This is a genomic window from Caballeronia sp. KNU42 (assembly GCF_053760385.1).
On the sequence record NZ_CM132389.1, the window covers coordinates 1,187,601 to 1,200,227 of the forward strand.

General features: G+C 59.4%; 8 protein-coding genes. 3 read left to right on the plus strand and 5 right to left on the minus strand.

The genetic code is table 11. The features are described 5' to 3' along the window. Positions 1-93: 93 nt before the first annotated feature. The 3 genes from ACSOSP_RS24475 to ACSOSP_RS24485 form a co-directional block, all read right to left on the minus strand. The gene (locus ACSOSP_RS24475; protein ID WP_455313484.1) at positions 94-1,191 is read right to left on the minus strand and encodes an ABC transporter ATP-binding protein; all 1,098 of its coding nucleotides are present in this window, start codon (positions 1,189-1,191) and stop codon (positions 94-96) included. Between the two features lie 52 nt (positions 1,192-1,243). Beyond that, positions 1,244-2,350, minus strand: a complete 1,107-nt coding sequence (locus ACSOSP_RS24480) for an ABC transporter substrate-binding protein (RefSeq protein ID WP_455313485.1) — start codon at positions 2,348-2,350, stop codon at positions 1,244-1,246. Positions 2,351-2,460: 110 nt separating this feature from the next. Further along, on the minus strand, positions 2,461-3,888 hold the full coding sequence (locus ACSOSP_RS24485; protein ID WP_455313486.1) for an FAD-binding oxidoreductase: 1,428 nt from the start codon (positions 3,886-3,888) through the stop codon (positions 2,461-2,463). A 760-nt stretch (positions 3,889-4,648) separates the two neighbouring features. On the opposite strand from ACSOSP_RS24485, the gene rpoD reads away from it, so the two are divergent. Then, on the plus strand, positions 4,649-6,550 hold the full coding sequence (gene rpoD / locus ACSOSP_RS24490; protein WP_455313662.1) for an RNA polymerase sigma factor RpoD: 1,902 nt from the start codon (positions 4,649-4,651) through the stop codon (positions 6,548-6,550). Positions 6,551-6,639: 89 nt separating this feature from the next. On the opposite strand, the gene ACSOSP_RS24495 is transcribed toward rpoD, so the two are convergent. Further along, entirely contained in the window at positions 6,640-7,266 is a 627-nt protein-coding gene (locus ACSOSP_RS24495) for a ParB-like protein (protein ID WP_455313487.1), read from the minus strand. Between the two features lie 303 nt (positions 7,267-7,569). Between ACSOSP_RS24495 and ACSOSP_RS24500 the strand changes: the two genes are divergently transcribed. Further along, positions 7,570-9,468 (plus strand): potassium transporter Kup, encoded by a 1,899-nt coding sequence (locus ACSOSP_RS24500; RefSeq protein ID WP_455313488.1) that lies wholly within the window; start codon positions 7,570-7,572, stop codon positions 9,466-9,468. A gap of 77 nt (positions 9,469-9,545) precedes the next feature. Here ACSOSP_RS24500 and ACSOSP_RS24505 read toward each other — a convergent pair whose 3' ends face one another. Beyond that, positions 9,546-11,102 (minus strand): acid phosphatase, encoded by a 1,557-nt coding sequence (locus ACSOSP_RS24505; RefSeq protein WP_455313489.1) that lies wholly within the window; start codon positions 11,100-11,102, stop codon positions 9,546-9,548. 247 nt (positions 11,103-11,349) lie between these two features. On the opposite strand from ACSOSP_RS24505, the gene ACSOSP_RS24510 reads away from it, so the two are divergent. Then, positions 11,350-12,627, plus strand: a complete 1,278-nt coding sequence (locus tag ACSOSP_RS24510; protein WP_455313490.1) for a cytochrome-c peroxidase — start codon at positions 11,350-11,352, stop codon at positions 12,625-12,627.

The following is a 12,627-nucleotide window of genomic DNA, read 5'->3' on the forward strand; positions in this document are numbered from 1 at the left end:
CCGGGCCGCAACCACGCGCGCCATCGGGCAGGGCGTGGCGGCGGCGCGTCGGGATGCATTTGTTCAGCGATCAGGGCGGAACGATTCATCGCTTCACCCCGCAATGGCAACAGCGTCTGCAGTCAGCCACGACAGGCCGAGCGTCTGCCCGATCTCGTACTGGCGGCCGAGCCGGTTGGTGGGAAACGCCGCGACCAGTGGCGGGGCATTGCTGATATGCGACTGCAGATAAAGCTTCGTCATGCTGCCTGTGACCATGATGTCGGTGAGCTTCGCCGACAACGTGCCGCCGTTGATCGATGCGGCCGGCGGTCCATCGTGGATCTGCAGGTTCTGCGGACGCAACATCAGCTTCACGGGCTTGCCGTTGCGAATCACAGAGTCGTATGCCATCGCGTTGACGTTCGCGCCACCCTGCACGCTGATCTGCACCTGATCGCCGCTGCGCCCTGTGACCACCGCGTCGAGCAGGTTCGATTCGCCCAGGAAGTCCGCGACGAACACGCTCTTCGGACGGAAATATAAATCTGCGGGCGTGCCGAGTTGCGCAATCGATCCGGCGTTCATCAGGCAGATGCGGTCGGACATGGTCATCGCCTCTTCCTGGTCGTGCGTGACGTAGACAATCGTCGTGCCCAGGTCCCGATGAATCCGCTTGATCTCCAGTTGCATCTGGTCGCGCAATTTCTTGTCGAGTGCGCCGAGCGGTTCGTCCATCAGGATGATCGACGGCCGGTAGACCATGCAGCGCGCGAGCGCAATCCGCTGCTGCTGACCACCCGACAATTCCCGCGGATAACGCCCTGCCACATGCGGCAGATGCACCATCTCGAGCGCTTGCATGACCTTCTCGCGCGTCGCTTTGGCATCCGTCTTGCGCATCTGCAACGGGAACGAAATGTTCTCCGCCACCGTCATGTGCGGGAACAGCGCGTAGTTCTGAAACACCATGCCGATGTCCCGTTCATACGGTGCGCCGTATGTCACGTCGACACCATTGATCCGCACCTGGCCATCGTCCGGCTGCGCGAGCCCGGCGATCAGGCTGAGCAGCGTCGTCTTGCCTGATCCGCTGGGCCCAAGCAGGGTCAGGAATTCGCCCTGGGCGACATCGAGATCGGTGGGCGCGAGGGCAACGAAGTCGCCATAACGCTTGCAGAGTCCCGTGATTTGAAGGTTCGAGGCAGGCATGGAATCGGCATCCGTGACGGTGAAAACACAAAGGAAGCGATAAAAACAGCGCTCAGGTCAGGATCCAGCTATTGAAGCGTTCCAGCGCGACGCTTTGTTTTTCCTGCCAGAACTTCGCATCGATATGCAGGCCGTTCTTCATGTTCTCCGGGAACGTCGGGCAGTTCTTCGCAATCTCGGGCTTGATGTAGTTGAATGCTTCGGGCTGCGTAACACCGGCCGGGAAATACTCGACCAGTGAGGCCTGACGTTTCGGGTCGGACGCGAACTTGATGAACTCGCGGCAGGCGGCGGCATTCGGCGTGCCTTTGAGGATCGACCAGTTGTCGACGCCCCAGATGTTCTGGTTCCAGACGATTGCCACCGGCGCGCCGTTTGCAATAGCCGATTGCGCTCGCGATACCCACGTGCTGATCATGTCGACTTCGCCGGAGCCCAGCATCTGTTCGACTTGCGAGCCCGTGGTCCACCACACATCGACGTGTTTGGAAATCTTGTCGAGGCTCGCGATGCCCTTGTCGAAGTTGACCGGATAGACCTGCGAGGGTGACGCGCCGTCGGCCATCATCGCTTCTTCGAACGTATCGAACGGATACTTGCGCAGGCCGCGACGGCCCGGGTAGTCCTTGACGTTCCACATATCGGCCCATGAATTCGGGGCTTTGCGGCCCTTGAAGGCGTCAGTGCGATACGCGAGCACGGTCGTATAAATGTTGGTGCCAACGCCATAGGGGGACATGTATTGCGATGGGATCTTCGCGATCACCGGGTCAGCCTCGAGCCCGTGCTTCTCCAGGTATTCCTTGCCACCACCCGTCAACAGAAGGATTGCTGGCTGACTGATCTTGGCCATGTCCCACGTGTAGCTACCAGTTTCGACCATGCTCTTGATCTGTGCGGTAGGTTCGGCGTTCGCTTGCACGCCGATTACCTCGATCCCAGTCTTCTCCGTGAACGGCTTGTAGAAAACCGCCCCATACGCCTTGGTGTAGATGCCGCCATCGTCGCGAATGACGATCCGTTTATTCGCCGCACGCGACGGCGTCCAGACGAACGGGAACGCCACTGCGGCAGCGCCGGCGACAGCCGTCTTGATGACCGTGCGTCGGCCGGGTTGTTCAAGCTGTTGAATCTCATCGCGTGCGGGCTGCTTTTTCATGTCGGCTCCAAGGGTGTGGATAGAAACAGAAACGCTGTGATGTGAACGTCCAGGCTTCTTCTTTGGCCTGGATCGATGGTCCCGAGAATCAAAAAACGGGACCCGGAAATTCAGGGCAGCAAGCGTCCCGGATTGAACAGGTTGTGCGGATCGAGCGCGTTCTTCACCGCGCGCATCAGGCCGAGTTCAGCCGCGGATTTGTAGTGCGCCATCTCCGGCAGCCCGGTTTGCCCGACGCCGTGTTCCGCGCTGAACGTGCCGCGTAATTCATGCGCGACGTCGTTCACGCAGTGGCGCATGGTGTTGGCCATCGAGGAGCGATCGGCGAGCTGGCGCCATGCTTCGAAGGTGAAGAATGGGATGAAATGCGCGTTGCCGTCGCCAAGGTGCGCGACCACGATGATGTCGAGCCCGGGAACAATGGCGTGCACCGCCTGCGTGGCGCGTTCAATAAAAAGCGGCACCGCCGACACCGGCACCGCACAGTCGGTCGTCAGGCCCACTCCCGCTTTCTTGTTGGCTTCCGACACGCTATGGCGAATTTCCCAGAGCGCGGCGCGTTGCGTCTCGTTGCTGGCGAGAACGGCGTCGTGGATCAACCCGGCTTCGGCCGCGTGTTCGAGCGTTTGCTGCATCAACGCGGTCATTTCCTCGCCGCCGTGGGTGTCGCCCAGTTCGACCAGCACGTGCCATTCGTGCAGTTCCGAGAGCGGATTGCGTCGCCCGGGAACATGCTCGATTACGAGTTCGAGCTGAAGGCGGTTGATCATCTCGAAGGCGCTCAGCCGCGACCCGCACGCGGCCTGGAACATCCCCAGGATGTGCAGCGCGGCGGCGGGGTCCACCGGAGCGAACCACGCGAGCGCGTGTTGCGCCGGCAGCGGATGCAGCTTCAACGTAGCCGCCGTGATGATCCCGAGCGTGCCTTCCGCGCCGATGAACAAGTGCTTCAGGTCAAGCCCCGTGTTGTCCTTGCGCAAGGCGCGCAGGCCGTTCCAGACGGTGCCGTCGGCGAGTACGACCTCGAGTCCCAGCACGTTGTCGCGCGTATTGCCGTAGCGCAGGACGGCGGTGCCGCCCGCATTAGTCGATAAATTCCCGCCGATCTGGCACGAACCCTCGGCGCCGAGGCTGACCGCATACAGGCGTTGTTCGGCGGCGGCCGCCTCCTGAATGGTCTTCAGCACGCAACCGGCTTCGACTTCCATCGAGCAGTTGGCGGCATCTATATGACGAATGCGCCGCATGCGCGTCAAATTGACGATGACCGGCGGCAGGCCCGCATTCGCCGGCACCGCGCCCGCGCACAGGCTGGTATTGCCGCCTTGCGGCAGGACCGGGACGCCGTACTCCGCGCACAGGCGCACGACGGCCGACACCTGCGAGGTGTTAGAGGGTTGGACGAGCGCCGCCGCCGGACCTTTGTAGCGGCCTCGCCAGTCTTCCGTAAAAGGCGCGAGGTCGGATTCGGCCGTCAGTACCGCATCGGCTCCGAGTTCCGCTTCCAGGGCTGCGATCAGCGCCGTGACGTTTTTCATGTCGACTTCCTCGATAGGCATCGACGGCCTCCCGGATCAGCAAAGGATCATCGGAAGCGCTGCGTCTGACGAACAGAGTAGGAAGAAAAAAATCGCATTGAAATGCGTTTGATCGCAATGCGATTAAAGTAGGCGTTTTCGCCAATCCTTTCGCCAATCCGATAGTCAGCGAGGTGACGCACACGGCTGTCTGCAAAGCTGCGGCGCGAAAAAACCACCTCACGGCAAGCAAAGTCGACGAAAATCGTCCGTCACCGAACCGGCGCACATTAATCGGGGTCGGAATACCGGACCAATTTTCAGGCTCATTTAAGGGGCTTTATGCGGCTTGCACGGTCTTGAATCGAGCTAATTCGTCCGCAATTGACTACTTGTCCGAGCTAAATGTTGTAGTTTTGCTGCGCTCGGCTACTAAATACGCCTGATATTGGCGTTTACCTCACTAGCCGCAACCAAGTTGCTATAGACTGTACGACCCGCGCGAGTACTGCGCTCGTTAGCGCGCCCCGCCTCCAAACTGATTCAGTTTTGCTCGAATCAACGCATCGAATTGGCTGAATAAGCTGAACTGCTGAACCCGAGGTGATGATCCCGTCGGTCGTCACGGTAGTGCTCGTGTCTAACCGCTTGTGCACTGGTTTGTTATTACAGAGCAAAGCTGTCGAGGAAATGTATGACAAGTTTTGATCCAACCGAATCTACCGCCGGCAACGGCGTTCCTGCAAAAAAATCGAAAGCCCGCCGTGGGGCTGCGGACAAGATGTCGCGCCCAATGGACGAAAGCGTTTGCTCGCCCGAGCAGGCCGATGAACGTCAACGCCAGATGCGCGCGTTGATTCAACTGGGAAAACAGCAAGGTTTCCTGACCCACGCGGAGATCAACGATCACCTGCCGGGTAACTTTGCGCAGACATCGGCTATCGAAACCATTGTCAGCACGTTCCGCGACATGGGTGTGGCCGTCTACGAAGAAGCGCCGGACTCGGAAACGCTGCTGCTGAACGATTCCGCCCCCACGGCGGTGTCGGACGAGCAATCGGACGAGGAAGCGGAAGTCACGCTGGCGACCGTCGACTCGGAATTCGGCCGCACGACCGATCCCGTGCGTATGTATATGCGCGAAATGGGCAGCACCGAACTGCTGACCCGCGCGGGTGAGATCGAAATCGCGAAGCGCATCGAAGATGGCCTCGGCGAGATGATCAAGGCGGCGTTCGCGTGCCCGTCGACCGTGGTCACGCTGCTCACGACCGTGGACAAGATTGTCGCGGGCGAGCTGCGCATCGACGAACTGGTCGACGGCTTCAAGGACACCACGCTGGACGAAGACGCGGTCGCGGCGGATGCCGATACCGACGCCGAACTCGACGAAGCCGAACTCGCGTCGGAAAGCGACGACGAAGACGGCGAGACCGAAGACGAGCAGGCCACGCGTGCGAACGCAACGCGCCTCAAGCATTTGCTGCGCGACTGCCTGCCTATTTTCTCGAACGTGCGGGACCGTTTCGACGCGTTCCATGCGGCTTATACCGCCGACGACTCGCGCACCGGCGAATGGCCGAGCGTGCAGGAACACATCCAGCAAGAACTGGCGACGATCCGCTTTACCGCTCGTACCATCGACAAGCTGTGCGCCGAGGTCCACGAGCAAGTGGAACAGGTTCGCGCTATCGAGCGCCGCATCCTGAAGATCGCGGTCGATGTAGCGGGCATGCCGCGTGAGAAGTTCGTGGAAGTGTTCCCAGGCCACGAGACGGATCTTGAGTGGACCATGCGTCACGCTACCTCGAGCGTCTATGGCAAGGCGCTGGAACGCAGCCTGCCGGCCATCCAGGCGGAACAGGAAAAGCTGATCCAGATTGAGTCGAACCTGATGTTGCCGCTGTTGCAACTGAAGGCGCTGAACAAGCAGATGACGTCCGCCGAGCACAAGATGCGTCAGGCGAAGCGCGAAATGACGGAAGCGAACCTGCGTCTGGTGATTTCGATCGCGAAGAAGTACGTGAACCGCGGCATGCATTTCCTGGATCTGATCCAGGAAGGCAATATCGGCTTGATGAAGGCCGTGGACAAGTTCGAATACCGGCGTGGCTGGAAGTTCTCGACGTACGCCACGTGGTGGGTTCGTCAGGCTGTGACGCGTTCGCTCGCCGATCAGGGCCGGACTATTCGCGTGCCGGTGCACATGATCGAGACGATCAACAAGCTGAACCGCGTATCGCGCGAAATCCTGCAGCAGACGGGACAGGAAGCGCATCCGTCGGTGCTGGCGGTTCGCCTCGATTTGTCGGAAGAAAAGGTTCGCAGCATCTTGAAGATCGCGCGCCAGCCGGTTTCGCTGGAAACGCCTTTGGGCGAAGACGGTGACACCACGCTGGGCGACATGGTGGAAGATTCGGCCACGGAATCCCCGGCCGATGCCGCCATGCACGCCGACATGCGTCTGGCGATCAAGGATGCGCTGGATTCATTGTCGCCGCGTGAAGCGAAGGTGCTGCGCATGCGCTTTGGTATCGACACCGTGTCCGACCATACGCTGGAAGAAGTCGGCAAGCAGTTTGATGTAACGCGTGAGCGGATTCGCCAGATTGAAAGCAAGGCGATGCGCAAGCTCGTGCATCCCAGCCGGTCGGAGAAGTTGCGCTCGTTCCTGGCGCATTAAGGATCGCTGCAGGATCTAAACGCCGTTGGACTCGAAAGGGTCCAACGGCGTTTTTGTATCTGGCTGCCGCTTACCCGTCGAGCCAGCCATCAAGCGCCTGGCGTGGCTCCGATGCCAACCTTGCTTTTGTAGAACCCTGGCAGTACCAACGCGTCCGGACTTCTGGCAAGATGCACCCCCTGCCGGACGGCAGCGTTGAATTGAAACGACGTGCTCCACAAGCGGATGCGAGTGCGGAAGAAGTCCGCCCACTGGAATTCGGCAAACGGCTCTGGCGTTTTATTGTATCCGCCCGCATTGCGAACAAACGCTGACAGGCTCCGGTACGGATCGTCTATCAGCCCCGAGACATTGGGCGGAATCGCGGCAACGCCATGCAGGATGCCGTGCTCGTCATAGGGGTGTACCCATCGCCGGTTTGCCATCTCCAGCCAGAAGGCATCGCCTTTCAGTTTCGACAGGTCGGCCATGACTTCAACGTAAGCGTAATTAATCTGGGCGTCGAATAGCGCCCGCGCAAGGTGATGATGATCGGTTGCGAAGTGGGTGCCATCCCGGCCCAACACGGCGGGAATGGGCAAGGCCTTGAGCGCGCGCTTCAGTTCTTCCGCGGACAGGGACGCGAAGTGCTTGCGTTTCTCATCGACTTCCAGCATTCCTGCGGTTATTTGCGTTGGATGGATTTGCTGCAATTCCAGCCTGACTAATTTTTTCATAGCGTGTATGCCGGGTCTTTAGTATGTGGCAAGCGTACCCGACGCAGTGCGAGCCAACAAGTTTGCGCAAGCAGCCCGGGCGGCGCGCGCAGGTTCGGGTCCTGGTCACGTTATTCAAACGCGCGCGCTTCGCATTTTCTTTTACATGACCTATCGTCATTTTTCGCGGTTATTGTTATGGGGCGTGTTATTGAATTGATGAGGCGCGCTTGGTGTAAATGCTGAGGTCCATGCCGATGAAACCGGTTAGCCTGTGGGCCATCCCGGTTAGCGGTGGTGATTAACAAATCGAGCGAAAGGCATATGTCAGCATCAGTCGCAAACTCTTCGACCAAAGTTGTACAAGGGGCGCCGGTTCTCATGCTCGGTGCTGTAGGCGTTGTTTTTGGCGACATCGGCACAAGTCCGCTTTATACCCTCAGGGAGTGCCTCAAGGCCGCGGGCGGGGTCAGTCAGACTAACGTGTTCGGCATCGTGTCGCTCATTCTCTGGTCGATCCTGATCGTCGTCACGCTCAAATATGTCAGCTTCGTGATGCGCGCGGGCAATGACGGCGAAGGCGGCATTCTTGCGCTGACCGCGTTGGCATCGGGTGTTGCTCCCGAGCGCTTGCGTAATGTCCTGCTAACGCTCGGTGTATTCGGCGCGGCCATGTTCTATGGCGACTCCATGATTACGCCCGCTATTTCCGTCATTTCGGCGGTGGAAGGCGTGACGCTGATCGACGCTCAGCTCACCGCCTGGATCGTGCCGATTTCATTGGTTATCCTGACGGGTTTGTTCGCCATCCAGAAGCACGGCACCAGTGCCGTGGGGAAGGTCTTTGGCCCAATCATGGTGGTGTGGTTCGTCACCTTGGCCGCGTTGGGCTTGCTGCATATCGTGCAGCATCCGGTCATTCTTGAAGCGGCGTCGCCGACCTTCGCCATCGCTTTCCTGGCACATAGCCCGGGCACTGCATTCATCGTGCTGGGTTCGGTTTTCCTCGCGCTGACGGGTGGTGAGGCCTTGTATGCGGACATGGGGCATTTCGGTAAAAAGCCGATCCGTCTAGCGTGGATGTTCCTCGTCTGGCCAAGTCTGGTCATGAACTATTTCGGTCAGGGTGCGCTTGTCATGATGCATCCGGATACGCTCAAGCAACCGTTCTTCGAGTCCGCTCCCGGCTGGGCGCTTGTCCCGCTTGTCATCCTGGCGACGGCGGCGACCATCATCGCGTCGCAAGCGGTGATCTCGGGCGCGTTCTCCATGACGAAGCAAGCCGTGCAGCTTGGCTTTCTGCCGCGCATTCCGATCGTCCATACGTCGACGCATGAGATCGGTCAGGTCTACGTGCCGTTCATCAACCTCTCGTTGTTCGCGGCGGTTGTGTTCCTGGTGGTGTTCTTCAAATCGTCCGATAACCTGGCCTCCGCCTACGGTATCGCGGTGGCCTCCACCATGCTGCTCACCACGTTGCTGATGTACTTCATCACGCATTGCCTGTGGCACTGGAAACCGCTGGCAACGGCGCTTGTCATCGGGCCTTTTGCGGTGGTCGACGCGGTGTTTGTATCGAGTAACGTCAGCAAGGTGCTCGACGGCGGCTGGTTTCCGTTGCTGGCAGGCGCTACGTTGTTCACGATCATGACGACCTGGCACAAGGGCCGCGAAATGCTCGTCGACCGGATGAAATCAGATAACTTGCCGCTCAAGGACATCATCTATTCGCTGTGCAGGAGCAGTCACCCACCGTCGCGTGTTGAAGGCACGGCGGTGTTTCCCGGCGGTGTGGCCGGCATGACCCCGACGGCGTTCATGCACAACCTCAAGCACAACCGCGTGCTGCACAATACGAACATCTTTCTTGCTGGCACGACCGACAACGTGCCCCATGTCAGGGACGCCGACAAGGCCGTGGTCGAGGATCTGGGTGATGGTTGTTATGCGGTCAGGGTGCGTCACGGCTTCATGGAGATTCCGGACGTGCCGGTGCTTCTGACGTTGATCCAGAAGCAGATTCCCGGCTGGACCTACGACGCTGCCGATACCTCGTTCTTTCTCGCTCGCGACACGATTCGTGCGACCGGCGAAAGCAAGGCGATGGCGCTTTGGCGCGAGAAATTGTTCGCATTCCTGGGCCGCAATGCGGCGCAAGCGGCGGAGTACTACAGCTTGCCGCCTAATCGCGTGGTGGAGCTGGGCGGACAGATCAATATGTAGGTGCGCCCATTAAAAAAGCGCGATAGGTCCATAACCCCATCGCGCTTCTTAGCTAGCTGCTAAGCAAAACCTCAACTTCAGAACTGTAGCGCAGCCGTCAGGTCGCCCATCGGCTTGCCGCCTGCCGCGACCATCGCAGCATCGCGAGCGATGAGTCCTGGAAGCTTCGGCAGCGAGTAGCGTGTAGTGATCAAACGCAGGATGGACGTCGTATCGTATTGCGTGTGATCGACGAAACCCTTCTTCGCGTACGGCGAAATCACCAGTGCCGGTATGCGCGTACCCGGACCCCAGCGGTCGCCCTTCGGTGGCGAGACGTGATCCCAGAAGCCGCCGTTTTCATCGTACGTCACGACCACGATCATGTTCTTCCACTGCGGGCTCGCCTGCAAATGCGCAATCACATTCGCGATGTGCGCATCGCCCGATGCCACGTCCGTATAACCCGCATGCTCGTTCAGGTTGCCCTGTGGTTTATAGAACGCCACGGCGGGCAGGGTGCCCGCATCGATCGCCGCGATGAACCCCGCGCCGTCCGTGCCGCCATCCAGCAAGTGCTGCGCGCGGTTCGTCGTACCCGGCGCGAGGTCGGCGAAATAGTTGAACGGCTGATGATGCGTCTGGAAATTCGGCACTGAATTTGTCGATCCGCTGATCTTCGTGCGATCCGCCAATGCGGCGCCCCACGAGCCGCCATACCAGGCCCACGAAACGTTCGCCGTATTCAACAGGTCTCCTATATGCGTCTGCGTTTGCGGGGGCAGCGTGGTCGCAACCGTCGGGTCGGCGAGCGCTGGATCACCGCCTGTCGCCGGCGTGTTGCCGCTCGGCTGATACGGCGGCTGCATCGTATTGATGGCGTAGAAGTCCGGCGTCAGGTTGCCCGAGTTGACGAACTTCGGGATGCCCGTGATGGCGGAAGCGGGTGAAGCGGCCGTCAGCTTCAGCGATACCCCGTCAGCATTCACCGATGAAATTGACCCTGACGCCACGCTCTTGTCCGCGTTCGGATAGACCGGTGTGCACGCGCAAACAAGCCACTGGTGGTTCAGGAACGACCCGCCGAACGCACCCATGAAGAAGTTGTCGGCGAGCGTGTATTGCTGCGCGATCTTGTACAGCGGCAGCTTGTCGGCGTTGGTGTTGTAGTGACCCATGACGAAACCGCCCGAGTCGGCCCACGCGGCGAACTTGTCGTTCTTGCCGCCATCGATCTGCATCTGGTTTTCATAGAAACGGTGATACAGGTCACGCGTCGTCAGCGACAAAGGCGTGTTGAAGCCAGCCGGATCATCGATAGCGAAAGGCGAGTTGGGCAAGTTCACCGTCATGGCCTGGGTCACGGCAGGCGTCACGCCCGTTCCGGTCAACCCGTTCCAGATGGGCGGCAACGTGGCCAGCACGCTGCCGTCGCGATCGAGCTGCTGCGCGCTCGCGGCGGTGACATTCTGCAGGCCATTAGCACCCGGGAAGCTGCCGTAGAGGTTGTCGAAGCTGCGGTTCTCCGCATAGATCACGACAATGTTCTTCACCGAGTTGAGGTCGGCGTGGTTGTCGTCATTGCCGCCGCACGCGTACAAGCCAAGTGCGATCGACGCCGTGAGTGGCACGGCGAGGACGAGTTTCTTATTCATCGATAGGTCTCTGTCGTTGGGGGACCGGCCTGGTTGTCGCTTAGCGCTGCCGCTTGATTTGATAAGCCGTTAAGCGATTCTTACCGGTGCCGCAGTGTCCCAATGACATTTGACAGGAACATTTAATATAGCTTTCAATAAGTAAGAATATGTCAGATTGCATTAGATAAGCGAAGGGCATTTGTCATGTCATGGACGTGACATATGAACGTCATACGCTTCGGCTTCCCTCCAATGCCTTATGCACATGCCATCCATCACTTCCCTGCTGCTGCCCCTGGCCGCAATTTGCGTTTCGGCAGTCGTGCTGACCGGCTGCGATTCGCACGCTGCTTCAACGGCTTCGCAAGCCGGGCCTTACAGTGCAGGCGAAGCAAAAACTCGCGCACAGGTTTTCGCGCAGGTTAAGCAGATGACGTCGGTGGGAGAAAAGATGTTCCTCGACCCGTCGTTGTCCGGCTCCGGCAAACTGGCTTGCGCGTCGTGCCATAGCCCGGATCGTGCGTTCGGGCCGCCCAATGCGTTGTCGGTGCAACTGGGCGGCAGCGACTTGCGGCAGCCGGGATTTCGCGCGGTGCCGTCGCTGCGCTATTTGCAATCGGTGCCGCAATTCACGCAGCATTTCCACGATTCCGATGACGAAGGCGATGAAAGTGTCGACGCCGGTCCGACCGGTGGTTTGACCTGGGACGGCCGTGTCGATCATGGTGCGGATCAGGCGCGGATTCCGCTGACGTCGTCGTTTGAAATGGGCAGCACGCCGGCGCAAGTGGTCGCGGCGGTAAAGGCCGCGCCCTATGCGGGAGAGTTGCGCGATGCGTTCGGCGCCACCATTTTCGATAACGACGCAAAGGCCTTCGACGCTATCCTCCGTTCGCTTGAAGCGTTCGAGCAGACGCCGCAGAAGTTCTATCCGTACACCAGCAAGTTCGATGCGTTTCTTGCGGGCAAGGCAAAGCTGAACGAAGCCGAAATGCGCGGGCTGGAATTATTCAACGATGAGAAGAAGGGCAATTGCGCCGCATGTCATATCAGCCAGCGCGCGAAGGACGGTTCGCCACCGCAGTTCAGCGACTTTGGTTTGATTGCGCTGGGTGTGCCGCGCAATCGTGCGCTACATATCAATAGGAACCCGAAGTATTTCGACCTCGGCGCGTGCGGTCCGGAGCGTCGCGACCTCAAGGGTCAGTCGGAGTATTGCGGCATCTTCAGAACACCGTCGCTGCGCAATGTGGCCACGCGCAAGGTGTTTTTCCACAACGGCATTTATCATTCGTTGGACGAAGCCGTGCGCTTTTATGTTCAACGCGATACGAACCCCGAGAAGTTCTATCCGGTCGTTCACGGCAAGGTCCAGAAGTTCGACGATCTGCCCAGGCGCTATTGGGCGAATGTGAATACCGAACCTCCGTTTGATCGCAAGCCCGGCGAAAAGCCTGCTTTGGACGAGGCGGAAATCAAGGACGTGGTCGCGTTCTTGAATACGCTGACTGATGGGTATCAAGGCTATCAGGCGGTTAAATAA